At 65.0% G+C, this 26,012-nt stretch carries 25 protein-coding genes and 2 pseudogenes; 13 read left to right on the forward strand and 14 right to left on the reverse strand.

What is annotated here, in order from left to right; genetic code table 11:
• On the reverse strand, positions 1–683 hold a 683-nt coding region (locus WBQ44_RS17265), incomplete at its 3' end, for a cytochrome P450 family protein (protein ID WP_495567899.1).
• Positions 684–865: 182 nt separating this feature from the next.
• Between WBQ44_RS17265 and WBQ44_RS17270 the strand changes: the two genes are divergently transcribed.
• Positions 866–1,996, forward strand: coding sequence for a steroid 3-ketoacyl-CoA thiolase (locus tag WBQ44_RS17270; RefSeq protein WP_495567900.1), 1,131 nt, complete (start codon positions 866–868; stop codon positions 1,994–1,996).
• A gap of 7 nt (positions 1,997–2,003) precedes the next feature.
• Here WBQ44_RS17270 and WBQ44_RS17275 read toward each other — a convergent pair whose 3' ends face one another.
• Both WBQ44_RS17275 and WBQ44_RS17280 read right to left on the reverse strand, forming a co-directional pair.
• Entirely contained in the window at positions 2,004–2,279 is a 276-nt protein-coding gene (locus WBQ44_RS17275) for a DUF2277 domain-containing protein (protein WP_037112363.1), read from the reverse strand.
• Positions 2,280–2,301: 22 nt separating this feature from the next.
• The gene (locus WBQ44_RS17280; protein WP_495567901.1) at positions 2,302–2,877 is read right to left on the reverse strand and encodes a TetR/AcrR family transcriptional regulator; all 576 of its coding nucleotides are present in this window, start codon (positions 2,875–2,877) and stop codon (positions 2,302–2,304) included.
• Between the two features lie 86 nt (positions 2,878–2,963).
• Between WBQ44_RS17280 and WBQ44_RS17285 the strand changes: the two genes are divergently transcribed.
• Positions 2,964–4,367 (forward strand): cytochrome P450, encoded by a 1,404-nt coding sequence (locus WBQ44_RS17285; RefSeq protein ID WP_495567919.1) that lies wholly within the window; start codon positions 2,964–2,966, stop codon positions 4,365–4,367.
• Here WBQ44_RS17285 and dinB read toward each other — a convergent pair.
• Positions 4,353–5,534: a DNA polymerase IV gene (dinB, locus tag WBQ44_RS17290; RefSeq protein ID WP_495567902.1), complete on the reverse strand. Its 1,182-nt coding sequence runs from the start codon at positions 5,532–5,534 to the stop codon at positions 4,353–4,355. The two genes, WBQ44_RS17285 and dinB, sit on opposite strands and share 15 nt — an antisense overlap.
• Positions 5,535–5,945: 411 nt before the next feature.
• On the opposite strand from dinB, the pseudogene WBQ44_RS17295 reads away from it, so the two are divergent.
• From WBQ44_RS17295 to WBQ44_RS17305, 3 genes and pseudogenes are all read left to right on the forward strand, one after another.
• A pseudogene (locus WBQ44_RS17295) lies at positions 5,946–6,128 on the forward strand (SDR family NAD(P)-dependent oxidoreductase); the annotation flags it as partial.
• A gap of 9 nt (positions 6,129–6,137) precedes the next feature.
• Positions 6,138–6,377 (forward strand): annotated as a pseudogene (locus WBQ44_RS17300) (SDR family oxidoreductase); the annotation flags it as partial.
• Entirely contained in the window at positions 6,374–7,060 is a 687-nt protein-coding gene (locus tag WBQ44_RS17305) for an acetoacetate decarboxylase family protein (RefSeq protein WP_495567903.1), read from the forward strand. The pseudogene WBQ44_RS17300 and the gene WBQ44_RS17305, both read left to right, overlap by 4 nt.
• On the opposite strand, the gene WBQ44_RS17310 is transcribed toward WBQ44_RS17305, so the two are convergent.
• The 5 genes from WBQ44_RS17310 to hsaA form a co-directional block, all read right to left on the reverse strand.
• Complete coding sequence (locus WBQ44_RS17310) at positions 7,037–7,573, reverse strand: GNAT family N-acetyltransferase (protein ID WP_495567904.1); 537 nt, start codon at positions 7,571–7,573, stop codon at positions 7,037–7,039. The two genes, WBQ44_RS17305 and WBQ44_RS17310, sit on opposite strands and share 24 nt — an antisense overlap.
• 170 nt (positions 7,574–7,743) lie before the next feature.
• On the reverse strand, positions 7,744–8,262 hold the full coding sequence (gene hsaB / locus WBQ44_RS17315) for a 3-hydroxy-9,10-secoandrosta-1,3,5(10)-triene-9,17-dione monooxygenase reductase subunit (RefSeq protein ID WP_495567920.1): 519 nt from the start codon (positions 8,260–8,262) through the stop codon (positions 7,744–7,746).
• A gap of 23 nt (positions 8,263–8,285) precedes the next feature.
• Positions 8,286–9,185 carry an iron-dependent extradiol dioxygenase HsaC gene (gene hsaC, locus WBQ44_RS17320; RefSeq protein ID WP_495567905.1) on the reverse strand — a complete coding sequence of 300 codons (900 nt, stop codon included), beginning with the start codon at positions 9,183–9,185 and terminating at the stop codon, positions 8,286–8,288.
• A 5-nt stretch (positions 9,186–9,190) separates the two neighbouring features.
• Positions 9,191–10,069, reverse strand: a complete 879-nt coding sequence (gene hsaD, locus WBQ44_RS17325) for a 4,5:9,10-diseco-3-hydroxy-5,9,17-trioxoandrosta-1(10),2-diene-4-oate hydrolase (RefSeq protein ID WP_495567906.1) — start codon at positions 10,067–10,069, stop codon at positions 9,191–9,193.
• The gene (hsaA, locus tag WBQ44_RS17330; protein ID WP_495567921.1) at positions 10,066–11,214 is read right to left on the reverse strand and encodes a 3-hydroxy-9,10-secoandrosta-1,3,5(10)-triene-9,17-dione monooxygenase oxygenase subunit; all 1,149 of its coding nucleotides are present in this window, start codon (positions 11,212–11,214) and stop codon (positions 10,066–10,068) included. The genes hsaD and hsaA overlap by 4 nt, the downstream gene beginning before the upstream one ends.
• 169 nt (positions 11,215–11,383) lie before the next feature.
• Between hsaA and WBQ44_RS17335 the strand changes: the two genes are divergently transcribed.
• Together WBQ44_RS17335 and WBQ44_RS17340 are read left to right on the forward strand one after the other, a co-directional pair.
• Positions 11,384–12,514: a 3-ketosteroid-9-alpha-monooxygenase, oxygenase component gene (locus WBQ44_RS17335; protein WP_495567907.1), complete on the forward strand. Its 1,131-nt coding sequence runs from the start codon at positions 11,384–11,386 to the stop codon at positions 12,512–12,514.
• Positions 12,511–12,864, forward strand: a complete 354-nt coding sequence (locus WBQ44_RS17340; protein ID WP_495567908.1) for a hypothetical protein — start codon at positions 12,511–12,513, stop codon at positions 12,862–12,864. Before WBQ44_RS17335 ends, WBQ44_RS17340 begins: the two co-directional genes overlap by 4 nt.
• 15 nt (positions 12,865–12,879) lie before the next feature.
• Here WBQ44_RS17340 and dmpG read toward each other — a convergent pair whose 3' ends face one another.
• Genes dmpG through WBQ44_RS17360 form a run of 4 tightly spaced genes read right to left on the reverse strand, consistent with a single transcriptional unit; the run spans position 12,880 to position 17,210 of the window.
• Positions 12,880–13,905 (reverse strand): 4-hydroxy-2-oxovalerate aldolase, encoded by a 1,026-nt coding sequence (dmpG, locus tag WBQ44_RS17345; protein WP_495567909.1) that lies wholly within the window; start codon positions 13,903–13,905, stop codon positions 12,880–12,882.
• Positions 13,902–14,807, reverse strand: coding sequence for an acetaldehyde dehydrogenase (acetylating) (locus WBQ44_RS17350; protein WP_495567910.1), 906 nt, complete (start codon positions 14,805–14,807; stop codon positions 13,902–13,904). Before WBQ44_RS17350 ends, dmpG begins: the two co-directional genes overlap by 4 nt.
• Positions 14,808–14,809: 2 nt before the next feature.
• Complete coding sequence (locus WBQ44_RS17355) at positions 14,810–15,610, reverse strand: 2-keto-4-pentenoate hydratase (RefSeq protein WP_495567911.1); 801 nt, start codon at positions 15,608–15,610, stop codon at positions 14,810–14,812.
• Positions 15,585–17,210, reverse strand: coding sequence for an FAD-binding protein (locus tag WBQ44_RS17360; protein ID WP_495567912.1), 1,626 nt, complete (start codon positions 17,208–17,210; stop codon positions 15,585–15,587). The genes WBQ44_RS17355 and WBQ44_RS17360 overlap by 26 nt, the downstream gene beginning before the upstream one ends.
• A gap of 115 nt (positions 17,211–17,325) precedes the next feature.
• Between WBQ44_RS17360 and kstD the strand changes: the two genes are divergently transcribed.
• From kstD to WBQ44_RS17390, 6 genes are all read left to right on the forward strand, one after another.
• Positions 17,326–18,990 carry a 3-oxosteroid 1-dehydrogenase gene (kstD, locus tag WBQ44_RS17365; RefSeq protein ID WP_495567913.1) on the forward strand — a complete coding sequence of 555 codons (1,665 nt, stop codon included), beginning with the start codon at positions 17,326–17,328 and terminating at the stop codon, positions 18,988–18,990.
• Complete coding sequence (locus WBQ44_RS17370; RefSeq protein ID WP_495567914.1) at positions 18,987–19,847, forward strand: MaoC/PaaZ C-terminal domain-containing protein; 861 nt, start codon at positions 18,987–18,989, stop codon at positions 19,845–19,847. Before kstD ends, WBQ44_RS17370 begins: the two co-directional genes overlap by 4 nt.
• Positions 19,848–19,887: 40 nt before the next feature.
• Positions 19,888–21,609 (forward strand): cholesterol oxidase substrate-binding domain-containing protein, encoded by a 1,722-nt coding sequence (locus WBQ44_RS17375; RefSeq protein WP_495567915.1) that lies wholly within the window; start codon positions 19,888–19,890, stop codon positions 21,607–21,609.
• Between the two features lie 133 nt (positions 21,610–21,742).
• The gene (locus WBQ44_RS17380; protein WP_495567916.1) at positions 21,743–24,001 is read left to right on the forward strand and encodes a putative bifunctional diguanylate cyclase/phosphodiesterase; all 2,259 of its coding nucleotides are present in this window, start codon (positions 21,743–21,745) and stop codon (positions 23,999–24,001) included.
• Positions 24,002–24,051: 50 nt separating this feature from the next.
• On the forward strand, positions 24,052–24,675 hold the full coding sequence (bluB, locus tag WBQ44_RS17385; protein ID WP_495567922.1) for a 5,6-dimethylbenzimidazole synthase: 624 nt from the start codon (positions 24,052–24,054) through the stop codon (positions 24,673–24,675).
• A gap of 11 nt (positions 24,676–24,686) precedes the next feature.
• Positions 24,687–25,733 carry a YncE family protein gene (locus WBQ44_RS17390; protein ID WP_495567917.1) on the forward strand — a complete coding sequence of 349 codons (1,047 nt, stop codon included), beginning with the start codon at positions 24,687–24,689 and terminating at the stop codon, positions 25,731–25,733.
• Positions 25,734–25,799: 66 nt separating this feature from the next.
• Here the strand turns inward: WBQ44_RS17390 and WBQ44_RS17395 are convergent.
• On the reverse strand, positions 25,800–26,012 hold a 213-nt coding region (locus WBQ44_RS17395; protein ID WP_495567918.1), incomplete at its 5' end, for a DUF427 domain-containing protein.

Below are 26,012 nucleotides of genomic sequence, written 5' to 3' on the forward strand. Positions count from 1 at the left end.
ATGTCGTCCTGCGGATTCTTCCGGCGTTCGTCCGCCATCTGATACGCGTATCCGAGAATCTGCGACGACGCTTCGACGGGGTCGATGTCGAATTCGGGGTCGTCGTACGAGGTCATCTCGTTGGACCAGTCGAAGATCTTCTTGCGGTCCTCCTGCGGGATGCCGATGAGGTCGGCGATGGCCTGCAGCGGCAGTTCCGATGCGATTTCGGTGACGAAGTCGCCCGTCGGGTTCTCTGCGGCCTTCTCGACGATCGCTTTGGCACGTCGCTCCAGCTCGTCGCGCAGGCCGTTGATGGACTTGGGGGTGAACCCTTTGGATACCAGTTTGCGCGTCTTGGTGTGTTGCGGCGCATCCTGATTGAGCATGACGAATCTCTGCAGTTCGATCTGCTCGCGCGTGATGTCGTCGTTGAAGCGCGGCAGTGCGGTGTTCTCGAAGCTCGAGAACACGTCACTGCGCTTGGAGATTTCTTTGATGTCCGCGTGTTTGGTGACCACCCAATAGCCGTCGTCGCCGAAGCCGCCGACCGTGGGAGGTTGTGGGCACCACCAGATCGGTGCGGTCTTGCGCAGCTCGGCGAATTCTTCGACCGGGATGCGGTGTTCGTAGATGTCAGGGTCTGTCGGGTCGAAGCCCTCGGGGAGTTCGGGACGAGCGAGGTCCTGGTGTACGTCTGTCACGTCGGTCTCCTGGTGGTTCTTCGGTCACTGAAGCAGGGTGCGCCCTGAAAGCCCCGCGGACGCGCGGTAGTGGAACACGTTCTAGATTCATTCAAACACAACCCCACTGTGCACGGAAGATGATTGCTTGCCATAGATCGAGAACATGTTCTAGTTTTGGCTCGAGTAGAAAGGAGCCCGCCGTGGGCACTCCAGTCATCGTCGAGGCAGTACGTACGCCGATCGGAAAACGAGGTGGATGGCTGTCCGGCCTCCATGCCGCAGAGCTACTCGGTCACGTGCAGCGCGCAGCTGTCGACCGACTGGGTGTCGACGCCGCGATGGTCGAGCAGGTCATCGGCGGGTGCGTCACGCAGGCGGGCGAGCAGTCCAACAACATCACTCGCACGGCGTGGCTCCATGCCGGGCTTCCCTGGCAGAGCGGCGCCATGACGGTCGACGCCCAGTGCGGGTCGGCTCAGCAGGCCGCCCATCTCGTCGCCGGGCTCATCTCGGTCGGCGCGATCGACGCGGGCATGGCCTGCGGGGTCGAGTCGATGAGCCGAGTGCCGTTGGGCGCGAACGTCGGCGAAGGTGCCGGGCCCCGGCGGCCCGAGTCGTGGGACATCGATCTGCCCAATCAATTCGAGGCGGCCGAACGCATCGCGCGACGTCGTGGCTTCTCACGCGCCGACCTCGAGGCGCTGGGCGTCCGGTCGCAGGCGTTCGCTCGGCGGGCGTGGGACGAGGGAAGGTTCGATCGCGAGGTTGCGCCCGTGCGCGTCGGAGACCAGGTGGTCGATCGCGATCAGGGATTGCGGCAGACGACTGCCGAGTCGCTGGCGACCTTGAGGCCCGTGATGGAGAACGGACTGCACACGGCCGGTACGTCGTCACAGATCTCCGACGGCGCCGCGGCGGTGATCTTGATGGACGAGGATCGGGCGCGAGCCCTCGGCCTGACTCCTCGCGCGCGCATCGTCTCGCAGTGTCTCGTCGGCGCGGAGACCGAATTCCATCTGGACGGCCCCGTCCAGGCCACGACCCGGGTACTCGAGCGCAGCGGTATGAAGATCGGCGACCTGGATCTGTTCGAGGTCAACGAGGCCTTTGCATCGGTGCCGCTGTCGTGGGCGTCGGTACACGAGCCGGACATGGACAAGGTCAACGTCAACGGGGGCGCGCTCGCGATCGGCCACCCCGTCGGCAGCACCGGCTCTCGGCTGATCACCACCGCGCTGCACGAGCTCGAGCGGCGAGACGGTTCGACCGCACTGATCACGATGTGCGCCGGGGGCGCGCTGTCCACCGGGACGATCATCGAACGGATCTGACCTCGGGTCAGCCGGCCGCTTTCGCAGCAATCCTCGCCTGGACCTCGGGTCTGCGGAGCGGCGGAACGGTCGGCGGTGGCTGGCGGCGCTCCGGCAATGCGTCGAGCAGCCGGTGGGTCGTCGCGGTCACCTCGGCGACGGCGATCTCGAACGCGTCGCGTGTGGCGTCGGACGTTTTCTGAACACCGCTGATCTTGCGTACGTATTGGCGGGCCGCGGCTTCGATTTCCTCGTCGGTCGCATGCGGTTCGAGCCCGCGCAACGTGGTGATGTTTCGGCACATGCGGGCCACGATAGTCCTGGTCTCAGATCCGCAGAAGACCTTCGAGCGCACTGATACACAATCGGCGAACGTCGTCTTCGGTGATGGTTTTTCGGTCGAGCCAATCCATGCACACGGCGCGCACGAACGTCACCCATCCTCGTAGCGCCGCTTTGACGATTTCATCGTCGCGCATCTCGGCAGGGAGTGCGGCCAGAATGCGGTGCTGCTGCAGTTCGAGTTCGGCCGCCAGGATGCCCTGAATCTCGGCGTCGCCCGACATCGCACCACGGTTGACGGCACGGACGCCGTGCTCGTGCTCGCTGGTGTATCGGATGTACGCGTCGAGGCCGGCCGCGACCTGCTCGAGAACGGGCAGTGAGGTGTCGGGGTCGGTGGCCTCGAGGATGCGTGCCGATTCCACCCTGATGATCTCGGCGAAAAAATCTCTCTTCGACGAGAAATAGTGGTACATCAGCCCGCGCGAGACACCCGCCAGGTCCGCGACCTCCTCGATCCACACCTCGTCGTAAGGCCTGTCGGCAAACAACCTCGAGCCGATGCCGAGCAGCTGGGTTCTTCGTGCGTCGGGGGACAGCCGTTTTCTGGGACTCGTCATGTTGCCGCCGATTTTACTTGACACGGGTTCAACAGCGAGTAGGTTCGTTATTGCATTCGAGTTCAGTAACGAACGAAGAGGTCATGATGGTCGCCGACGTCGCAGCACGCACTGCCGCTCTCCCCCACCCGCCCCGGCGCGTCCCGTTCGTCGGCGACGTTCTCGGCGTCCACGCCTCGACGCCGGTGCAGGACTCGATCGCGTTCACCGAGCAGCTCGGCCCGATCTTCGAACGTGTTGTCATGGGCCGGCAATTCGTCATCGTGTCGGGCGCGGAACTCGTCGGAGAGCTCTGCGACGAGCAACGATTCGTCAAGCACGTGGCACCGGCGGTGGAAGGGCTGCGGTCCATCGGCGGCGACGGCCTCTTCACCGCCTACTCCGACGAACCGAACTGGCAGAAGGCTCACGACCTACTTCGCCCGGCCTTCGCGCAGAGCGCCATGCGCAGCTATCACGACATCATGCTCACCGTCGCCCACGAACTGGTGACGCATTGGCGCGGTCGGCCGAACGTAGACGTCTCCGCCGACATGACCAAGCTGACGCTCGAAACGATCGGCCGCACGGGCTTCAGCTACACCTTCGACTCGTTCACCCGCGATGAGCCGCACCCGTTCGTCAGCGCCATGGTGGGCGTTCTCTCGCACAACCAGCGCCGCGAACTGGTGCCCGTGCCGTGGCTCGGCAACCTCGTCTTCCGCCGAGCCGATCGCAGAAACGAGGCCAACCAGCGCTACATGGCCGAACTGCTCGACGACATCGTGCGCACCCGGCGTGACACCGATACGGGAGAAGCCCGGGGCGACCTCCTCGACATCATGCTGGACGCCGCCCGCGACGCCGACAATTCGAATGCGCTGAGCGAAACCAACATTCGCCAGCAGATCGTCACGTTCCTCATCGCCGGCCACGAGACCACCTCGGGCGCACTGTCGTTCGCGCTGTACTACCTGGCTCGCAATCCCGAGATTCTGGCGGCCGCCCGCGCGGAGGTCGATGAGGTGTGGGGGTCTGCGCCACCTGCCTTCGAGCAGGTGCCGAAACTACGTCTGGTACGACGCATTCTCGACGAGACTCTGAGACTGTGGCCGACGGCTCCGGCGTTCGCCCGCGAGGCACGAGAGGACACCGTCATCGGTGACTCACACGGAACGAGGCATGAGATGAGGAAGGGTGACTGGGTACTCGTGCTCATCCCTGGCCTGCATCGCGATCCCGTCTGGGGCGAGGACACAACGACCTTCGACCCCGACCGCTTCCTGTCCGCCAACGTCCGAAAACGGCCGGGGCACGTGTACAAACCCTGGGGCACCGGCGAACGCGCATGCATCGGCCGACAGTTCGCCATTCACGAGGCCGTCCTGGTTCTCGGAACGGTGTTGCAGCAGTTCGATATTCGAGCAGACCCGTCGTACGATTTGAAGGTCGAGGAACGCTTGACGCTGATGCCGAAGAACTTCCGCCTGGACGTGTCAGTCCGGGAGTAGCGGTACCGACAGACCCGAATCGCGTCCGAGCAGCACACCCCGCGTCAGCGCTTTCTTGCCGAACTTGCTGTGCACACCGTCGAGAGCGAGGTCGAGCGCCGACGCACTCGGCGCGTCCTGCGGCTGCTCGAACTGCAATTCGAGTTGCTCGGCGCCGCTGCGCTCGATATTGGCCACCGTGACGCCCACCAGCGTGATGCCCTGATTCGCGATCAACGATTCCGCATCGCGCAACAGCGTGAGCGCGGCTTCCAGGATGTCCTGAGTGTCGGCCGTCGCCCGGGGCAGCGTGTGCGAACGGGTGATCTTGGTGAAGTCGGCGAAGCGCAGCCGAAGCACCACCGTCCGGCCCGTTCGCTCCGCAGCACGCATGCGCTGGGTGACGCGATCCACCAGGGCGATGAGCGACGCCTCCACGTCCTTCGGCGATGTCGGCCCGCGTCCGAGAGCGTGCTGTGCGCCGATGGAACTGCGACCGCGGTACGTCTGCACTCGGCGCGGATCCCGATTGTTCGCGAGGGAGTACAGGTGGTGCCCGGCGCCCTTGCCGAGAATCGACACGATGGACGCCTCGCTCTGCGCAGCGATGTCGCCGACCGTCCTGATATCGAACGCATGCAGCTTCTCGGCGGTCACCTTGCCCACGCCCCACAGTCGCTCGATGCCGAGCGGATGCAGAAACTCGAGCTCGCGCCCCTGCTCGACCAGCAGCAGACCGTCTGGCTTACCCACCGCGCTTGCCACCTTGGCGAGGAACTTCGTGCTTGCGATGCCGACGGTGATCGGTAGCCCCACCTGCTCCTTCACCTCACGGCGCAGGCGCTGCGCAACCTGAACGGGGGTGCCGCGGATCTTGCTCAGGCCCTCCACGTCCAAGAACGCCTCGTCGACGGATATGCCCTCGACCAAGGGAGTGGTGTTCCGGAAAATCTCGAACACCGCCTTGCTCGCCTCGATGTACGCATCCATCCGCGGAGACACGACGATGGCGTTCGGACACAGCGCGCGCGCCTGCGAACCGCTCATCGGCGTACGCACCCCGAACGCCTTCGCCTCGTAGCTTGCTGCGAGCACGACTCCGCCGCCGACGAGCACGGGCCGACCGCGCAGGCGCGGATCGTCGCGCTGCTCGACCGACGCGTAGAACGAGTCGAGATCGGCGTGCATGATCACTCCGCCAGGATCGCACAGGGCACCGACAAGAACAGGCACCGACAAGAACAGGGCACCGACAGGAACGGGGCTCCGACAGGAACGGGCCGGAGCAGCTGTTCCATGCCGCCGCTCAGCACGTGCCGCGTCGTCTCGTCCACGTCGAGTTCACCGATTTCCCGATGCGAACCATCGCCGAACGACGCCGCGACCCCACCGACGATCTCATCAGCGTGCTGATCCACTCGGAAGCGGACGGCGACAGGCTCGGCAATCCGGACATCATCAAAGAAGCGCTGCTCATCCTCATCGGCGGTGCCTCGACCTTGCGCCGAGTGAAGCCGGCATCGACGAGCTCGGAAACCCTTCCGACGAAAACTAGAACGTGTTCTTATTGGACGACGGCGACCTCGAAGGAAGGCACCCATGAGCGAATTCGAAGGAAAATCCGTTCTCGTCACGGGCGGGGGCAGCGGAATCGGCCTCGGAATCGCAACCGCTCTGGCGAACGCGGGCGCCGCCGTCACCATCGTCGGCCGCACCGACAGCAAGCTCGACGACGCCGCGCACGCAAGCACGTTGCGTCCCTTCGCCTCCGACGTCACCGACGAGGTCGCCGTCGTGCGCGGCGGTGGTCCCATTCTCGACGACTACATGACGTGCACCCCGCTCGCCCGCGTCGGCGAGGTGGAGAACATCGCCGCCCTCGCGCTGTTCTTGCTCGGTCCGGCGTCGTCGTGGATCACCGGCCAGGTCGTCAACGTCGACGGCGGTCACATGCTACGACGCGGGCCCGACTACACCTCGATGCTCGAGCAGGTCTTCGGACCCAACGGTCTTCGAGGCGTTGTCGAATGACCGCCCACGTCGTCCTCGGCGCCACGGTCGAGATGCCCGTGCAGGTGCGTCGCGCATCCGCCGCGATGGCGATGTACACGGTCGACGCCGCGGCGGCGGGACGCGCCATCGACTACTCGGGGCTGACGCTGCAGACGGTCCGGCCCGGGCGCGGCCTGTGCGCGCTGATCTTCGTGCGCTACGACGACGGGGACCTCGGCCCGTACAACGAGTTCGGCGTCGTCTTCTCCACTCGCAACAACTCCGTCCTCATCCACAGATTGCCCGTGGACGGCGAGTTCACGATGGCGGCCGGACGGCAGATCTGGGGTTTCCCAAAAGAGTTGGCGGAGTTCGACGTGCACTACGGGAAGCAGTTCGACGGCACCCTCGACCAGGGCGGATCCCGCATTCTGCGCTTGAAGATCGGCGCCGGGCTCCCCGCACCCGGACGGATGTTCTCGCGGCCGCTCGACGCGTATTCGTGTCTCGACGGGGTGACGCGTCGAACCACGTGGACGATGAGTCCGGGGACGGTACGAGCCCGGCTCGGCGGCGCTTCTCTCACGCTCGGGTCGCATCCGATGGCGCGGGAACTGCGCGAGCTCGGCCTGTCGCGCCGCGCCCTCGTCACAACGCACATGCCGGCACTGAAGATGACGTTCGGCGATGCCGACGTCCTAGGACGGTCGGTCGATTCGTGAAACGTAGTGCAGGGGAGAGTCGATCGGGTTGTCCGGCTCGAGTTCGGCCTCGCCGACACGTCGAAAACCAGCCTTCTCCAGCGCACGCCACGAGGGTCTGTTGCCCGCAACGACCGGAACGACGATCGCAGTCGACGCCGGGTACGCCCGCCAGGTGTGTTCGACGAATGCCCTGATCAATGCGGGGCCGCGTCCTCGCCCGGTCTCGGCAGCGTCACCGATGAGGTAGTCGATCGTCGTCGCCTCGGCCGGAATGTCGATGAAGCGCTCGATTGCCGCGAGGTCCTCGGGGTAGTCGCCCCACCGGCATCGCTGCACGTGCGCGAAGGCGACACCATCCTGGTAGGCCAGTAGGTCCTCGGCCGGCTCCTCACCGCGAACCACGGGCCCGAAGTCGCGCTCGACCGCGTCGACCGTGAATTCCTGATGCCACCACCGGTGCACGTGCGGACGCGAGAGCCACTGCGCGAGCATCGGAAAGTCGTCGGGTGCCACGCGACGGAAGGTGATCACGCAGGTGAGGGTAGTGCGGCTCCGCCGCCCGTGTGCACAAAAGGTTGTTGGAACCGCCCTTTCCACGCACCGGCGGCTCCGCGCCCGTGTGCACAAAACGTTGTTGGAACCGCCCTTTTCACGCACCGGTGGCGCCAGCCGCCTTTCACGCACCGGTGGCGCCAGCCGCCTCACAGCCACGTGTCCGACGACGTCGAGGTCAAGAAGGCCTCGAGGTCGTCTCGCCAGGGGGCCGGGACGGTTTTATCCGGCTCGATGCCGGTGTATTGCCCGCGGTAGAACAGAAGCGGGCGCTCACCGTTGACATCGCCGAGCGTGTGCACTCGGCCGACGGCGATGAAGTGGTCGCCGCCGTCGTGGACGGTCTCGACACTGCAGTCGATGTGGGCGAGGGCGCCGGCCAAGATCGGCGACCCTAGCGGGGACGGGGTCCAGTGCACCCCGGCGAACTTGTCCGGTTCGCGGGATCCGAAGCGGGCGCACACATCCTGCTGGTCCTCCCCCAGCACGTTCACGGCGAACGTCCCACTTCGTTCGATGGCGGCCCACGACCTCGAACCCTTGGTCGGGCAGAACAGCACGAGCGGCGGGTCGAGGGACAGCGCCGCGAACGACTGGCACGCGAAGCCGATCGGCGTTCCGTCGTCGCCGGTGGTGATGATGGTGATTCCGGTGCAGAACTGGCCCATCACCGCCCGGAATTCACTCGTCACTACTTCATTCCCACCGAGAAGTCGTGGCCCCAGAGGCTCACCGCGGTACTTTCGCGGGCCACCCAGTCGTCGTCTTCCACTTGTCTTCCTTCGCAACCGAATTCGATGTCGAATCCGCCGGGCGTCTTCATGTAGAACGAGAGCATCAGATCGTTGACGTGTCTGCCGAGAGTCGCCGACATCGGAACTTTCTTGCGCAGCGCACGGTCGAGAGCGAGTCCGACGTCGTCGGAGTTCTCCACTTCGATCATCAGGTGAACGATCCCGCTCGACGACGGCATCGGCAGGAACGCCAGGCTGTGGTGCCGAGGGTTGCATCCGAAAAAGCGCAACCATGCGGGCGGGCCGTCCGCGGGCCTACCCATCATCTGGGGTGGCAGTCGCATCGAGTCGCGCAACCGGAAGCCGAGGACGTCCCGATAGAAGCGCAGCGACGCGTCGTCGTCGTCCGTGGAGAGCACGACGTGCCCGAGCCCCTGCTCGCCGGTGACGAACTTGTGACCGTACGGGCTGACGACCCGCCGATGTTCCAGTGCCGCACCGTGGAAGGCTTCGAGCGTGTTGCCCGATGGATCCTCGAAGACAATCAGTTCGTCGACGCGCCGGTCCTGGATCTGCTCGGCCGTTCCCTCCTTGTAGGGAACACCGGCACTGTCGAGGGCCGACCGAATCGTCTGCAGCTCGGCAGCATTCGCGGTTTCCCAACCCGATACGAGCAGTCGATCCTTTTCGCCCGGAACGATGACGAGCCGTGCGGGGAAGTCGTCCATGCGCAGGTAGAGCGCTCCCGGCACGCTACCTTTGCCCTCGACCATGCCGAGTACCTCGAGTCCGTACTGACGCCAGGCGTCCATGTCGGTTGCCTCGATGCGCATGTACGCGAGCGATCGAATACCCATGTGGTTCAGCTCCCTTCGGTCAAGAATGCCGTTGTCAGGCGGTTGAACTCGTCGGCCATCTCCACCTGGGCCCAATGCCCGCAGCGCCCGAACACGTGGAGCTGCGCCCGGGGAATGGTCTTCAGTGCCACGAGCGCACCGTCGATCGGGTTGACGCGATCTTCGCGGCCCCAGATGAGCAGCACCCGCTGACGCAGCTTGTACGCCTCGCGCCAGAGCATGCCCTTCTCGTAGTCGACGCCTCCGAACGATTTTCCCATCGCCTTCATCGCGGCCAGCGACTCCGGAGTCGACGCCTGCTCGTAGCGCTGCTGCAGCAGCTCCTCGGTGATCAGCGACTGGTCGTAGACCATAACTTTCAAGAACGCTTCGAGTTTGTCCTTGGACGGGCCGGGTGGCGCAGAGAAGTTGCCGAGGTTCTTGACGCCCTCGGTGGGGTCCGGTGCGAACAGATTGATGCTCAACCCTCCGGGACCCATGAGCACCAATCTGCCTGCGCGCTCCGGGTAGTCCAGTGCGAATCGCACTGCGGTTCCGCCGCCGAGCGAGTTGCCCAGTAGGTGGACCCGGGCGATGCCGAGGTGGCTCAACAGGTCGTTCAGGGCAGAACTGCTGTGCACGAAGTACTGCGGGTGCTCCGTCGGCTTGTCGGACTCACCGAATCCCGGCTGGTCTACGCACAGTACGTGAAAGTGCTGTGCGAGAACGGGAATGTTGGCGGCGAAGTTGGACCACCCCGACGCGCCGGGACCACCTCCGTGCAGCAACACGATCGTCGTGTCGTTCGAGGCGCCCGCCTCGTGATAGTGCAACGTGAGGTCCTCGCGCACCTGTGCGAACTTCGACGTCGATTCGTAGGTGATCTGTTCGGCGACCGCGGTCATACCATCGTGTCCTTCAACGGGAGACCGAATTCGCCTCCGCCGAACATTTGATAGGCGCGCTCCGGATCGTTGGCCGCATGCACCCGGCCTGCGTGCGCGTCACGCCAGAAGCGCTGCAGCGGTGCATCGTTCTGCAACGCGGTCGCACCTGCACTTTCGAACAGCAGATCGATGGACGCGACCGAGCGTCCCGTGGCGCGCACCTGATCGCGGCGAGCGCGCAACCGCATCTCCATCGGAACCTCTTCGCCTGCCTTCAGCAGGGCGTACTCGTCGGCGACATTGCCCGACAGTTGACGCCACGCGGCGTCGATATCGCTGCTGGCCTCTGCAATTCGGACTTTGGCGAACGGGTCGTCCTTGCCAGTTTCGCCGACGAATGCCTTGCGCACCCGCTTGCCCTGATGCTCGACGTGCGCCGCATACGCACCCTCTGCCATTCCGACGATCGGCGCGGAGATGGTGGTGGGATGAACAGTCCCCCAGGGCATCCGATACACCGGTGCGGTGTTGCGTTCGAGCCCCTCGGCGGTGTGATCGTTCATCTTCTTGAAGCTCAGAACGTGATGTGTAGGAACGAACTTGTCCTCCACAACTACCGTGTTGCTGCCGGTGCCGCGCAAGCCGACGACGTTCCAGACGTCGTCGATGCGGTAGTCCTCACGCGGCACGAGGAAGGTCACGAAGTCGACGGGCCGACCGTCCTTGATGACGGGTCCGCCGAGCATCGCCCACGACGCGTGATCACATCCGGAAGACCACTGCCATGCACCGGACAGCCGGTAACCCCCGTCGACGACGGTGCCTGCGCCCATCGGTGCGTACGACGAGGAGATTCGCACGTCGGTGTCGAGGCCCCACACGTCTTCCTGCGCCTGCTGTGGGAACAGTGCGAGATGCCAGTTGTGGACGCCGATGATCGACGACACCCATCCTGTCGATCCGCATGCGGCAGCGATTTTCTTCACCGCCGAATAAAACAGAACCGGGTCTTCCTCGTAACCGCCCCACTGCGCCGGCTGCAACAGCCGAAAGAATCCCGTCTCCTGCAAAGACTTGACCGTCTCGTCGGGGAGGCGCCTGAGGTCCTCGGTTTCCTGCGCGCGTTCGCGCAGCGTGGGCAGCAAGGCGTCGAGCCTCTCCATCACCTCGTGAGTCACTGTTGCCTACTCCTGCCTTCCGTGGGTCCCGTGAACCCCAGACTAGAACACGTTATCGCGCCTGTCGAGAACCCGTTCCAATCGCTCTACTAGCCAATATGCCACCTATTCTATAACGTGTTCTAGTACGCAAGATCGGACTGAAGGGGCACCCATGGCGAAGATTCGTGAGATAGACGTCGGCCAGACCCCGACCCGCTACGCGCGAGGGTGGCATTGCCTCGGCCTGCTCGAGGCCTTCGCGGACGGTAAGCCGCACGCCGTGCGCGCGTTCGGCACCAAGCTCGTCGTCTTCGCCGAATCCACGGGCAAGATCGTGGTGCTCGACGGTTACTGCCGCCACATGGGCGGCGACCTGACGCAGGGGACCGTGAAAGGCAACGAGATAGCCTGCCCGTTTCACGATTGGCGCTGGGGCGCGAGCGGCAAATGCACCGAAATTCCCTACGCTCGGCGCGTGCCCCCGCTGGCCCGAACCCGTTCGTGGACCACGCTCGAACAGAATGGGCAGCTGTTCGTCTGGAACGACGCCGAAGGCAACCCGCCTCCCATCGAGGTGACCATCCCACGCATCGAGGGCGCATACAGCGACGAGTGGACTTCCTGGACGTGGAATTCGATGGTGATCGAGGGCGCGAATTGCCGCGAAATCATCGACAACGTCGTGGACATGGCGCACTTCTTCTACATTCACTATGCGTTTCCGACGTACTTCAAGAACGTATTCGAGGGGCACATCGCCTCGCAGTACCTCAACACGAAGGGCCGGCCGGACATCGGAATGGCGTCCCAGTACGGCGGCGATACCCTGCTCAGATCGGAGGCCTCGTACTACGGGCCCTCGTACATGATCAATCCGCTCGTCAACATCTACGGCGGATACGAGGTGCAAAGCGTACTGATCAACTGCCACTACCCGATCGACCAGAATTCGTTCGTTCTGCAGTGGGGCATCACCGTCAAAAAGCCCGAGGGCATCGACGACGCGACCGCCACCAAGCTGGCCGAGAAGTTCACCGAAGGCATCAGCGTCGGATTCCTGCAGGACGTCGAAATTTGGAAGAACAAGACCAAGATCGACAATCCCCTGCTCTGTGAGGAAGACGGCCCTGTCTACCAGCTGCGGCGGTGGTACGACCAGTTCTATGTCGACGCTGCCGATGTGACCGACAAGATGACCGGCAGGTTCGAGTTCGAGGTCGACACCACGAAGGCCAACGAGGTGTGGCAACACGAGGTCGAAGAGAACATGGCCAAGCAGGCTGGAGAGAAAGCCGACGCATGAGCCCGCATTGGGCAAAGGCGCCGGCGTTCACCGACGATCCTGCTCGCGTGGACGAGATTCACGCTCAGACCGTGCGCGACAAAGAGGCGTACCTCGAGTCGAACTTGGCGCCGGTCGAGTGCCGGGCCTGCGGAACGCGGGTGTTGGCGCGTAAGAACAGCATTCGGCACACCTCGGTGGAGTGGGTTGGCAGACCGTCCGACACATGCCCGGTGTTCCGCGAGGCGGGCGGCTCCGCCACGCAGGAAGGCTGCCCGCGCATGCAGGACTCCCTCCGGCACGCCGTGCTGGAGGGCATCCTGACGGTTCCCGACGAAGCGGCAACATCGGACGCCGGGCTCGATGCCTGACGCCGGTGCAGCTGGCTACGTCACCAGCATCCGGGCTTCCTTCTGCAGTTCCAGCGCTATGTCGATCAGCTGGTCTTCCTGCCCGCCGACCAGCTTGCGCGCACCTGCACGGACCAGGAGCTCGGCCGAGGACACTCCGTACCGCTCTGCTTGACGCTCTGCGTGTCGGAGGAAGCTCGAGTAGACCCCGGCGTACCCCATCATCAGTGCCTGTCGATCGAGTAGGCACTCGGCGGGCATGATCGGTCGCACCACGTCCTCGGCGGCGTCGGCGATGGCGAAGAAGTCGATGCCCGTCTCGATGCCGAGCTTGTCGCACACCCCGACGAAGGCTTCGACCGGTGTGTTTCCGGCTCCGGCACCGAATCTCCTGGCGCTGCCGTCGATCTGTTGCGCCCCGGCTCGGACCGCGCAGATCGAATTTGCCACTGCCAGATCGAGATTCTCGTGACCGTGGAATCCCACCTGCGCGTCGTCACCGAGCTCCGCCACGAGCGCGGAGACTCGGTCGGTGACCTGCTCGAGCACCAGGGCCCCTGCTGAATCGACGACGTAGACGCATTGGCAGCCCGCGTCCGCCATGATGCGGGCCTGCTTCGCCAGCATTTCCGGTGGTTGCGAATGTGCCATCATCAGAAAGCCGACGGTTTCGAGGCCGCGTTGCCGGGCCAGCCCGAAGTGCTGCACCGACACATCCGCCTCGGTGCAGTGTGTCGCGATCCGACAGATCGACGCCCCGTTGTCCTGGGCCGCGAGTATGTCGTCCTTGACGCCGAGGCCCGGCAACATCAGGAAGGCGATCGACGCGTTCTTCGCCGTGTCGGCCGCGATGGAGATCAGTTCCTGCTCGGGTGTTCGAGAGAAGCCGTAGTTGAAGGACGATCCACCGAGACCGTCGCCGTGCGTCACCTCGATGACGGGCACCCCGGCGCCGTCGAGCGCGGCAACGATGTTTCGTACGTCGTCACCGGTGAACATGTGTCGCTTGTGATGCGAGCCGTCTCGCAGCGACGTGTCGGTCACTCGTACCGTGGGTGTCATCGAACCCTCGCTTCCAGAATGTGCTGTGCCATGTGTTCGCCGACCCGGGTGGCCGCTGCCGTCATGATGTCCAGATTCCCCGCGTAGGGCGGCAGGAAGTCGCCCGCGCCTTCGACTTCGACGAAGATCGACGCCTTCGCGTACCCACCGGAGATCTCGGACGGTGGATCGAACTGCGGGTCGTTGAGCAGGCGATAGCCCGGAACGTACTCGGCGATATCGCGCGCCATACGGAAGATGGACTCCGCAATGGCGTCGGTGTCGGCGTCCTCGGGTATGGCACAGAAGATGGTGTCTCGCATGATCATCGGCGGGTCTGCCGGGTTGAGGATGATGATGGCTTTGCCACGCGCAGCGCCGCCGATCTCTTCGATCCCGCGACTCGTCGTCTTGGTGAACTCGTCGATGTTCGCGCGGGTGCCGGGCCCGGCGGACACCGACGCCACCGATGCCACTATTTCGGCGTATGGCACCTCGACGACGCGGGAGACCGCGTGCACCATCGGAATGGTCGCCTGGCCTCCGCACGTGATCATGTTGACGTTCGGGGCGGCGAGGTGCTCGCGCAGGTTGACGGGTGGCACTACGGCCGGTCCGACTGCGGCAGGCGTCAGGTCGATCGCCGTGATGCCGGCGTCCGCATAGCGTGACGCCGCTTCGCGATGCACGTACGCCGACGTCGCCTCGAAGACGAAGTCGGGCAGCGTCGCCTGCGCGAGAAGCCAATCGACGCCCTCGGCGCTGGTTTCCAGACCCATCGAACGTGCGCGCGCCAAACCCTCACTCGTTGGGTCTATTCCGATCATCCACCGCGGCTCGAGCACCTCCGACCGCTGCAGCTTGTACAGCAGGTCGGTACTGATGTTGCCGGACCCGACGATCGCTACTGTCGCCTTGCTCATTTTCAGGACCTCTCTGGTCGGTCGAATCGGAGCGATACCGTTCCGAGGCCCGCGAACTCGGCTCGAAACGCGTCGCCGGCGCGGGCATCGATGGCACGGGTGCACGAGCCCGGGAGGACGATGTCGCCCTTCTTCAGGCGGACCCCGAATCCCGCGACTTTCCGCGCGAGCCACGACACCGCGGTGACGGGATTGCCCAGCACGGCGTCGCTTCGCCCTTCGGCGGCGACGTCGCCGTTGCGCCACAGAACGGCATCGATCGTCAGCAGATCTATCTCGGTGGGGCGTACTCGCTGCTTGCCCAGAACGAACCCGGCGGACGACGCATTGTCGGCGATAGTGTCCGAGAGCCCGATCTTCCAGTTCTCGATGCGGCTGTCGATCAGCTCTATCGACGGTGCGAGATATTCGGTGGCTGCCACGACGTCCTCGACGGTGCAGTCCTCGCCGGGGAGATCGGCGCCGAGGACGAAGGCCACCTCGACTTCCACTCTCGGGAAGCAGTACTTCGAGGTGTCCACCGGTACGTCCTCGAACACCTCCATGTCGGCGAGAAGATGCCCGTAGTCGGGTTCGTCGACTCCCATCATCTGCTGCATTGCCAGCGAGGACAGCCCGACCTTGTGCCCCACGATCGTTGCGCCGTCGGCAACTCGTCGGCGAATATTGTGCAGTTGAATCTCGTACGCGTCGACCACATCGATGTCCGGTTCGTCCGCGATCAACGGCCCGATGGGTGACCGTGTGGTCTCGGCGACCGCCAGGCGGTGGGCGAGTTCAGCGCGCGTCTGCGTCGGCAACATCGTGTGCTCCTCGGGCTGAGTGTGCGCCTGCGCGGCGTCCGGCGAAAATGCAGTCCGCCAGCGACAAACCGCTGACGTAGGAGTTGGAACAAAGACCGACAGCCGTGCGGCCCGCCGCGTACAAACCGGGGATGACGTGGCCGGTTTCGCTACGAACACCGCCGGTGAGCTCGTCGACGACGAGTCCGCCGAGGGTGATCATCGGGCACGGATTCATGGCTCGGCCGATGGTCGACTCCGCGGGTATCCCGGCGTCGAACAGTGTGAACGGTGGCCGCCCGACGGTTCGGCGGAAGTCGTCGTGCTTGCCGAACGGATCGGGCGATGCGGATCCGATGGCGTCGTTGTGCAGATCGACCGTTGCTCTGAGCCCCACGGGATCGACGCCGGCTGCACGTGCCACTTCTTCGATGGTGTTGCCGCGCTTGGCCGTCCGCATCAGACCGGCGTTCTGCACGCGTTGGAACCACATCGACTGCGTGGGTAGTTGCGCCTTGGCATCACGCACCAGATCGGCGTCGGCGAGGAGCCATCCGCGTCCGCCGCCCTTCTCGACGATCGCGTGACCGAGGGCCGCACCGTAGCGAGACTCGTCGACCATGCGCTCGCCTGCGCGATCGACGAGCAGCGACCCGAGAAACGGTACGGGCGGAACAATGAAGCGCCAGGCGGAGACGTTGCCGAGCTTCGCTGTTGCCCCGCCGATTTCCGTGCCCAGCGCGATGCCACTGCCGTCGTCACCGGCGGTACCGAGGGCGATGCCACCGGTGTACTTCGGTGCATGGGTGGCCATCATCGTGCGGTCGGCGACGAATCCGCCTGCGCTGAGTACGACCCCGCCGCGGGCCTCGACCCGAAACGTTTCGGCGTACCGCTGCTCGATCCGTGCGAGCCTGCGTTCGAGTAGGTAGCGCAGGCCAGGAGCATAAATTCCCGGTTTGGCCGACAGTGCACCGATTCTCGCGTGTAACGCTCGTATCGGTCGGGGCGCGTTCCGCAGGGAACGACACTCGACGCCGACGACCCGCTCCCCCTCGGTGACCAGTGCCACGGCACGCGTCTGCGGAACGAGCGTGGTCCCTGCTCGGCGCGCGGACGCGGCGAGGGGGCCGAAGAGCATCTTGCCGGACGTGCCCCTGCCCTTGGCGCGATGACCTCGCGGCGCGGGTGTCGCGACTGCCCGGAACTCCCCCGCGGCTTCGCTGCCGGAGTAGTACAGGTAGTGCCGATCGCTGGGATACGACGTCTTGTACGGGCACAGCGACGCCTCGAACGGCACGCCGTGGGCCTGCAACCACTCGACCATTGCCGGACTGTCCTCGCAGAACTGCCGCAGTGTCGCCGCGCTGACCGCGTCGCCGACTTCTCTCTCCAGGTAGGCGAACATCTGCTCGGCGCTGTCTTCGACACCGGCGTGTGTCTGTACGGACGTGCCCCCTCCGGCGTAGACGACTCCGCCCGAGATGGTGCTCGCACCGCCTCCGCTGTACCGATCGAGCGCGACGACCTCGGCACCGGCCTCCGCAGCCGTGACGCAGGCAGCCGCGCCCGCCGCGCCGAATCCCACCACGACGACGTCGGTATGCAGATCCCAGTTCACTCACAGACCCCGATTCGCAAAGTGGAACACGTTGTGGTTATCGAACGACATCGGTTCGATTCTTACTGGCAGAAAGCATGGACTCACTGCCGCATCATTCTATAACGTGTTCTACATGAGCGAGCAGGAATACGACATCGTCGTCGTCGGCAGCGGCGCCGGCGGGATGACCGCCGCACTCACCGCTGCCCACCGTGGACTGAGCGTGGTGGTCATCGAGAAGGCGTCGCACTTCGGTGGCTCGACGGCCCGCTCCGGCGGCGGCGTATGGATCCCCGGCAACGAGGCGCTGGCGGCCGCGGGCGTCGACGACACACCGGAAGCCGCCCGCGACTACCTGCACGCGATCATCGGGGACGTCGTATCCAAGGAACGAATCGACACCTACCTCGAACGCGGCCCGGAGATGCTGAGCTTCGTTCTCCGTAACTCCCCTCTGAAAATGCAGTGGGTGCCGGGCTATTCGGACTACTACCCGGAAGCGCCCGGAGGACGCGTCGGCGGTAGATCCGTCGAACCCACCCCGTTCGACGCCTCCTGCCTGGGCGAGGAAGCAGCCAACCTCGAGCCGGACTACGGCAAGGCGCCACTCAACGTGGTGATCACGCAGGCCGACTACCGAACCATCAACCTGCTGCGCCGCCATCCCAGCGGGGTCGCGCGAGTCGTGCGCGTCGGCATGCGTTGGATGGCAGCGAAACTGACCGGGAAACACCTACTCGGACGTGGGCAGGCGCTGGCTGCGGGACTGCGTGCGGGACTTCTCGACGCAGGGGTGCCGGTCCTGCTCGACACCCCCATGCTCGACTTCCACGTCGAGGACGGCCGCGTGCGGGGCGTCGAGACCACCGACGGCCGGGTGATTCACGGCCGGCTCGGAGTAGTGCTCGCATCAGGGGGTTTCGAACACAATCCCGAGATGCGCGCGCAATACCAGCGTCAGCCCATCGGCACCGACTGGACGGTAGGCGCGAAGGCGAACACGGGCGACGGAATCCGCGCCGGCCAAAAGCTCGGTGCCGCGGTCGATCTCATGGACGATGCCTGGTGGGGCCCGTCGATTCCGCTGACGGGCGGGCCCTGGTTCTGCATCGCCGAACGCACTCTTCCCGGCGGCATCATGGTCAACGCGGCCGGTAGGCGTTTCCTCAACGAGGCTGCGCCCTACGTCGAGGCCGTGCACGCGATGTACGGCGGTGAATATGGCGTCGGCGACGGTCCGGGCGAGAACATCCCGACGTGGATGATCATCGACCAGCGGTATCGCGACCGCTACATCTTCGCGGGACTGCAGCCGAAGAAGCGATTTCCGTCGCGGTGGCTGGACGCGGGCGTCGTGGTCCGCGCGGACACGATCGACGAGTTGGCCCAGAGAACAGGTCTCCCCGCCACCGAACTGACCGCGACGGTCCAACGCTTCAACGGTTTCGCGCGCACCGGCGTCGACGAGGATTACGGCCGAGGTAACAGTGGCTACGACAAGTACTACGGCGATCCGACGAACAAGCCGAATCCGAGCCTCGGCGTGCTCGACAAGCCACCGTTCTACGCAGTCAAGATGGTGCCCGGTGACCTCGGCACGAAAGGCGGTCTCGTCACCGACGCCGACGCCAGAGTGCTGCGGCAGGACGCCAGCGTCGTCGACGGGTTGTATGCCGTCGGCAATGCCAGCGCTCCGGTGATGGGTCATACCTATGCCGGACCGGGTGCAACCATCGGCCCCGCAATGACATTCGGATACCTGGCCGTACTCGACATGATCAGCAGGGACGTCCGATGAGCATCGACCGGAGCGTCGCACTCGGTGCTGAACTTCCGATACAGCGATTCACGTGGTCTGCGAACGACGTTCAGACCTACCACCTCGCGATCGGTGCAGGAGCGAATCCGCTCGACCCGACCGAGCTTCGATACCTGGACGACGAGAAGCCACAGGTACTCCCGACGTTCGCGGTGGTGGCAGCAACGTTTCATGCCACCGAGGCGCCGCGCGTGCACTTCCCCGGCATCGACATCGATCTGGCAAAGGTCGTCCACGGGAGCCAGGAGGTGCACGTGCTTGCGCCCGTCCCGGCAACGGGTGAGGCCGAGACGACCACCCGCATCACCGAGATATGGGACAAGGGCAGCGCGGCCGTGATCGTCCAGGAAGCCACCACGCGAGCGCCGGACGGTACCGAACTGTGGCGCACACGGTCCTCGATCTTCGCCAGAGGCGAGGGCGGATTCGGCGGCGAGCGCGGACCGTCGACCAAATCGGCGCCGCCCACCCGCGCACCCGACGCCGACGCGGTCGTCCGAATCCTGCCGCAGCAGGCGCTGATGTATCGCATGTGCGGCGATCGAAACCCTCTGCACTCCGACCCCACTTTCGCCTCCGCTGCAGGCTTTTCGAGGCCGATCCTGCACGGACTGTGCACCTACGGCATGGTCGCGAAAGCGGTGACCGACACCCTCCTGGGGGGCGACGCCGATGCGCTGAGAAGTATCGCCGCGCGCTTCGCCGGCGTCGTCTACCCCGGCGAGAGCCTCGAGTGTAGGTTCTGGCGCGAGGACGACCGCATCGATATCGCCGTGACAATTCCCGGACGCGGCGACGCCCCTGCCCTTGCCGACGTCGTCGCTACCATCCGCTGACCTGCTCACCCACCTTCCCTGACAACAAACTCGGAGAAACATGCCTACGCTGAATCGTCGACAGTTCATCGCTGCCGGAGCAGGAGCGGTCGCCACCGCGTCGTTGGTGCGCGCGGTACCCGCAGGCGCTGCACCGTTCGGTAGCGCGGACACGACGATCCCCGCGCCGCCCGACTTTCCGGCAGGGATACCGCTGTATCAGCAGCGCTACCAGAACTGGTCGAAGGAAATTATCCTCGACGCCATCTGGACGTGCTCTCCGACTACCGCCGACGACGTTGTGCGCCTATCCAACTGGGCTCACGCCAACGATTACCGCATCAGGCCCCGCGGCGCGATGCACGGGTGGACACCGCTCACCATCGTGAACGGTGAAAGTGTTGCACGAACGGTGTTGGTGGACACGATGGTTCACCTGAACGGCGTCGTTGTCGATCCGGCATCCTCGACTGTCACCGCCGGAGCCGGGGCCACGCTGGAAGCCATTCTCCAGCAGCTCGAGAACAACGGTCTCGGATGGGTATGCGTGCCTGCGCCCGGAGTCCTGTCCATCGCCGGCGCGCTGGCCGTCGACGCCCACGGTGCCGCGGTGCCAGCGGTCGGCGAATCACCCGTACCGGGAACGACATACGGTTCGTTGAGCAATCTCGTGACATCGCTGACCGCCGTCGTCTGGGACGGAAGCAGCTACTCCCTGCGCACGTTCGACCGGTCCGAGCCGGAGATCACGCCGCTGCTCACTCATCTGGGCCGTACGTTCATCACATCGGTGACGATGCAGGCGGGCGGGAACACCCGGATGCGTTGCCAGAGCTACACGGACATCGGCTGGCGCGAACTCTTCGCGGCTCCCGGCGCAGGCGGTCGCACATTCGAGAGTTTCCTCGACCGCACCGGCCGCATCGAAGCCATCTGGTATCCGTTCACCGAGAACCCGTGGGTCAAGGTGTGGTCGATCTGCCCCGAGAAGCCGCCCACGTCACGGGCGGTGACTGGACCGTACAACTATGCGTTCTCCGACAACCTTCCCGAAATCGCCTCCGACCTCATCGGGGGTCTGACCGCGGGCAACACCTTCATCGCGCCGGCGTTCGGGCAGGTCTTCTACGGCACCACCGTCGCAGGACTCGCCGCCACCGCGTCGCAGGACATCTGGGGCTGGGCCAAGGACCTGCAGTTCTACATCAAACCCAGCACGCTGTTGCTCACCGAAGGCGGAGGCGCCGTCATCACCTCGCGCGCGAACGTCGCCCAGGTGATTCGCGACTTCACTGCGTGGTTCGACGAGCGGGTGTCGCACTACCAATCCCTCGGGCAGTTTCCCATCAACGGGCCGGTCGAAATCAGGTGCTGCGGCATGGACGACCCCGACGACGTCGTCGTCGAGTCCGCCGGTCCGCCCACCATCTCGGCGATGCGCCCCCGACCCGACCACCCCGAGTGGGACACCGCCGTGTGGCTCAACGTCCTCGGCGTGCCGGGGACACCGGGCATGTTCGCCTTCTATCGCGAGATGGAGCAGTGGATGCGCTCCCACTACTCGGGAAGCTGGGCGACGTTCCGCCCCGAGTGGTCCAAGGGGTGGGCGTTCGACACGCAGCTGCCCTACAAGGACGCGGCCGTCATCGACACCGTTCTGCCCGCCACCTACCGCGAGGGCGTTCCGGCCTCCGAGAACTGGGACACCGCGCGAGCGAGATACAACGAACTGGATCCGCACCGGATCTACAGCAACACCCTGATCGACCGACTTCTGCCCTGAGCGCCGCGGCGCGGCCGTCGATCGGCCGACACGGCGCTCCTTCCTGCCCATTCGAGCCGACTCGAGTGTCCGAGTGTGGGAAGTTGGACGAGGGGGTGAGCACGGTCGTACGAGGCATGGGAGGACGCGCCCGATGAAATGGTGGCTGTTCCCTGCGCTGGCGACTGCCCTGTGCCTGACCTACTTCTTCCTACCCGAAAGCGCTCTGTCCAATTCCGTGTACTTCGGGATCGCCGTCGTCTCGGCCCTCGCGATCGTTGCCGGCATCCGCATCAACCGTCCTTCCTCGGCCGGAGCGTGGTACCTGATCGCGGCGGGCGTCGGTCTCTGGGTACTCGGTGACGCCGCATTCCTCGCTATCTACCTCGACCAGAGCGTCGTGCCCATCCTGTCCGCAGCAGACATCGTCTACCTGACCGGGTACCCGGTACTGGCGGCCGGGTTGTACACGCTCGTTCACCAGAGTTGGCGTCGAGGAGAATTGGGCCACGTCGCCAACAGCACCATCGTGATGATCGCGTTCGGCCTGCTCATGTGGGTGTTCGTCGTGCAGCCGGCATCGGCCGACGTCTCCACCGTCGAAGGACTCGTCGGCGTCGCGTATCCGGCAATGGACGTCTTTCTGCTCGGCCTGCTGATCCACTTCGTCGGTGCAACCCAGTGGGAGAGCACGGCATTTCGATTGCTCACCGCATCGGTCGTTGCGGTCCTGATCGCCGACATCGCGGCCGACGTCGAGCCCGTCGAATTTGTCACCACCGGCCCCCACGTCATCGACGCCGGCTACCTCGCGGGCTACGTACTCGTCGGAACAGCGGCCCTGCACCCGTCGATGAGCGCGCTCGGAGCGCACCCCTCACGTCGTCGACCGTCGACGCTCATCTCGTCCTTCAACACCACCACCGTGGTGGCGGTCACGGCAGCGACGCTGACGGTACCGCTCGCCATGGGCATACTCATCGCCCGCGGCGAACCCGTGACGGAGTGGGGCTGGGGTGTCGTCCTGTGCGCGACGCTTCTCATCGGCCTGGTGTTCGTTCGTGTAACCGACCTGCTGCGACTGTTGGACCGCCAGACTCAGACGCTGCGCGGCTACGCAGAGTCGGACCCACTCACCGGTCTGCCCAACCGCCGGGGTCTCGAGGCTTGGGTGGATCAGCTCCCCGACGAAGACGGGCCGATTGCGTTCCTGATGGTCGACATCGACCGCTTCGAGGACATCAACGACACGTTCGGATACGCCCTCGGTGACGATGTACTCCGCGCGGTCGGCGACCGGCTCACCCGCGCCGTCGGCGACCGGGGAGTCGTCGGCAGGATCGGCGCCGACGAGTTCGCGGTGGTCGTCACCGCTCACCGTCCCGAAACGACGAGGGTCGCCGACGACATGTTCGCAGCGCTGAAACAGGCCCTGACGGTCGGGCACGCGACCCTGCTCGTCGAAGTCAGTATCGGAGTTGCCTGCTCGTCCGATTCGCATCCCCCACTGTTCGGTGAAGAATTGGGCCGACATGCCTACTTCGCCATGGAGGCTGCCAAAACGCTGCCGTCCCGATACGCGCACTACGACAGCTCGATGGAGCGCGACGACACCAGCCGACTGCTGCTTCTCGGCGAGTTGACCTCGGCCATCGAGCATCGCCAGCTGGAGATCTTCTACCAGGTACAGGTGGATCTGACGACTATGAAAGCCGTCGGCGTCGAAGCGCTGCTGCGATGGAACCACCCCGAACTCGGCCTCGTGGAACCCGATTCGTTCATGCCGATGGCCGAAAGAACCGGGCTCATTCGTCCGCTGCTCGACTACGTTCTGCGGGACGCGTTGACGCAACAGAAGTCGTGGGCGGCGCAGGGGGTCGAGCTCACCGTCTCGGTCAACATCTCCACCCGCAACCTCCTCGACACCACCCTGGTCGACTGTGTCGCACGCACCCTCGACACCGTCGGCGTCGATCCACGACAGCTGTCCATCGAAATCACCGAGACCGCGTCCATGACGGACCCCTCCCTTGCCGTCGAAACCCTGCTCGCACTCCGAGCGCTCGGCGTCGGGCTCGCCATCGACGATTACGGCACCGGATACAGCTCGCTCACCTACCTGCAGCGACTACCCGTGCAACAGCTCAAGATCGACAAGGCTTTCGTGACCGATATGACGAGTGTGCTGGCGCACCGCGTCATCGTCCGTTCGACGATCGACCTGGCGCGGGCGCTGGGTCTTAGCATCACCGCCGAGGGCGTCGAGGATCGCGAAACCCTGCTGGAACTCAAGCAACTCTGCTGTCATTACGCTCAGGGCTACCACCTGGGACGACCGATGCCCGCCCAGGACATTCCAGAATCGGTGAACAAGCTCGACGCCGAGCTGAGTGAGTACACGGAGGTGACATGAGCGACGGAGCCCGACCAGACACCCGAGACGAGAGAACCTCCGACGATCCGATGTCGGTGTACACCGCCATCCGATCCCGGCGCGACGTCCGTGCAGAATTCAGTGGCGAGACCGTCGACGACGAAGTGCTGCAGCGAATCCTCGACGCTGCACATCGAGCGCCGAGCGTGGGCAACACACAACCGTGGGACTTCGTCGTAGTCCGCTCGCCGGAAACCCTTGCCCGATTCGCGCACCACGTCGCAGGCGAACGAGTCGCATTCGCCAACAGTCTGCCGCCGGACCGCCGACACACCTTCGATCCCATCCGAATAGAAGGCATCGAGACCAGCCGAACGGGCATCGTCGTCACCTACGACCCCCAACGCGGAGGTCGACACGTCCTCGGGCGCGCCACGGTCGACGAGACCGGAATTTTCTCCGCCGTACTCGCCATCGAAAATCTCTGGCTCGCAGCGATATCGGAGGGCATCGGCGTCGGCTGGGTGTCGTTTTACCAGGAGCAGTTCTTGAGCGAGCTGCTATCCGTCCCCGCACCGGTTCGCCCGATCGCCTGGTTGTGCGTCGGGCCCGTCACCCGGTTTCAGCAGGTACCCGACCTCGAACGGTTCGGGTGGCGCGCACGTCGCCCACTCGCCGACGCGGTGCACTACGAACAGTACGGCGGACGATGACGAGACAGACGATGAGACGACACCTGATAGCGATCACCGCCATGGCCCTCGTGGTGGGCTGCAGCAACGGCAACGGCAGCGGCGGCGAGGTCGAGAACACCGACCCACCCACCGACACGGCAATACCGGCTGCCGAACCCGCCGCAGCGCCGACAGCCGAGCCACCGGCTGGAACAATCGTGCCGCTTGCCGGAGCGCCCGAGGGAATCGTGATCACGGCATCGGGCACGGTCGCCGTCGGAGTGCGCGAACCCGACGGTATCCGCCTACTCGACACCGCGGGCACCGAGCGCGCATTCGTGCCCACCACCGGCTCGCCGCGGCACCTCTCGCTGGCCGGTCCCGAAGGACCCGTGCTCGCCCCGCTCGAGCAGAGCGACGAATTGCTGCTCGTCGACCCCGTTGGCGCAGCGATCATGGCCACCGTGCCGAACGTCGGGCGACAACCCCACGACGCAGTCGCCACTGCAGACGGAACCATCGTCGTCACCAACGAGATGGGGGGCGGTGTCGTCTTCGTTCGCGACGGCGCAGTCACCGCATCACTCCCGGCCGGACCCGTCCAGCCCGGTGGTGCTGCAGCAGTGGGCAATTACGCAGCGGTCGCGGACGTCCAAGGCAACGGAGTGTGGATCTACGGCGGCCGCGAGCAAGAACTTCTGACCCAAGCTCCCGTGGGAACCAAGCTGACCCACGCAGTGGCCGCAGGTGACGACCTCGTCGCGTTCGCCGACACCGACGGCGGCGCTGTATTCGTCGAACGCATCACCCCGGGCGTCGAAGAGATCGCCCGAATCGATGCCCCCGGCAAGCCCTACGGCCTCGCGTACGACTTGCAACGACGGTTGCTGCTCATCACGCTCACCGAATCGAACCTTCTGAGAGTGGTCGACATGGCCGACCCTTCGAACCCCAGAACCGTTCGCGACGTGGCCACCGTGCGGCAACCCAATTCGATTGCCGTCGACCCTGCGTCCGGTTCGGTGTTCGTGACGGGCAGCAACCCGGACGACGAAAGCTCGCTGCAGATCATTCCCGCGGAACTGGTTGCACCCTGAGTCGGTGTGACCTCGGGTTGCTCAGCGGGGGTTGCTTTACCTGGTGTTGCTCACCTGGTGTGGCCCTCACCAACCCCAGCTGCCGGGGATACCCTTGAACGGGCCGACGACATCGTCGGTGATCCATCCCTCGTAGAAGCCGCCTTCCTGCGGGGTGACTCGTTTGCCGTCCACCTCGCATTCGAGCCGACTCGGGGAGAACGCGAGATGTCCCGTGATGGGGAGAAAGGCAGCGGTGGGGTTTTCGTAACTCCAGCCGGCGCCCTCGCTGACGGCATC

The organism is Rhodococcus sp. (in: high G+C Gram-positive bacteria), assembly GCF_049591685.1.
Classification (GTDB): Bacteria; Actinomycetota; Actinomycetes; order Mycobacteriales; family Mycobacteriaceae; genus Rhodococcoides.

Coding starts and splice junctions, on each gene's coding strand:
- WBQ44_RS17305 (WP_495567903.1), top strand. CDS start 6,374: ATGACCGCCCACGTCGTCCTCGGCGCCACGGTCGAGATGCCCGTGCAG.
- WBQ44_RS17285 (WP_495567919.1), top strand. CDS start 2,964: ATGGTCGCCGACGTCGCAGCACGCACTGCCGCTCTCCCCCACCCGCCC.
- WBQ44_RS17370 (WP_495567914.1), top strand. CDS start 18,987: ATGAGCATCGACCGGAGCGTCGCACTCGGTGCTGAACTTCCGATACAG.
- WBQ44_RS17380 (WP_495567916.1), top strand. CDS start 21,743: ATGAAATGGTGGCTGTTCCCTGCGCTGGCGACTGCCCTGTGCCTGACC.
- WBQ44_RS17355 (WP_495567911.1), bottom strand. CDS start 15,610: ATGTTGCCGACGCAGACGCGCGCTGAACTCGCCCACCGCCTGGCGGTC.
- WBQ44_RS17280 (WP_495567901.1), bottom strand. CDS start 2,877: ATGACGAGTCCCAGAAAACGGCTGTCCCCCGACGCACGAAGAACCCAG.
- hsaB (WP_495567920.1), bottom strand. CDS start 8,262: ATGGGCCAGTTCTGCACCGGAATCACCATCATCACCACCGGCGACGAC.
- bluB (WP_495567922.1), top strand. CDS start 24,052: ATGTCGGTGTACACCGCCATCCGATCCCGGCGCGACGTCCGTGCAGAA.
- dmpG (WP_495567909.1), bottom strand. CDS start 13,905: ATGACACCCACGGTACGAGTGACCGACACGTCGCTGCGAGACGGCTCG.
- WBQ44_RS17340 (WP_495567908.1), top strand. CDS start 12,511: ATGAGCCCGCATTGGGCAAAGGCGCCGGCGTTCACCGACGATCCTGCT.
- WBQ44_RS17335 (WP_495567907.1), top strand. CDS start 11,384: ATGGCGAAGATTCGTGAGATAGACGTCGGCCAGACCCCGACCCGCTAC.
- kstD (WP_495567913.1), top strand. CDS start 17,326: ATGAGCGAGCAGGAATACGACATCGTCGTCGTCGGCAGCGGCGCCGGC.
- WBQ44_RS17375 (WP_495567915.1), top strand. CDS start 19,888: ATGCCTACGCTGAATCGTCGACAGTTCATCGCTGCCGGAGCAGGAGCG.
- dinB (WP_495567902.1), bottom strand. CDS start 5,534: ATGCACGCCGATCTCGACTCGTTCTACGCGTCGGTCGAGCAGCGCGAC.
- hsaA (WP_495567921.1), bottom strand. CDS start 11,214: ATGGAGAGGCTCGACGCCTTGCTGCCCACGCTGCGCGAACGCGCGCAG.
- WBQ44_RS17350 (WP_495567910.1), bottom strand. CDS start 14,807: ATGAGCAAGGCGACAGTAGCGATCGTCGGGTCCGGCAACATCAGTACC.
- WBQ44_RS17390 (WP_495567917.1), top strand. CDS start 24,687: ATGAGACGACACCTGATAGCGATCACCGCCATGGCCCTCGTGGTGGGC.
- WBQ44_RS17275 (WP_037112363.1), bottom strand. CDS start 2,279: ATGTGCCGAAACATCACCACGTTGCGCGGGCTCGAACCGCATGCGACC.
- hsaD (WP_495567906.1), bottom strand. CDS start 10,069: ATGACCGCGGTCGCCGAACAGATCACCTACGAATCGACGTCGAAGTTC.
- hsaC (WP_495567905.1), bottom strand. CDS start 9,185: ATGGGTATTCGATCGCTCGCGTACATGCGCATCGAGGCAACCGACATG.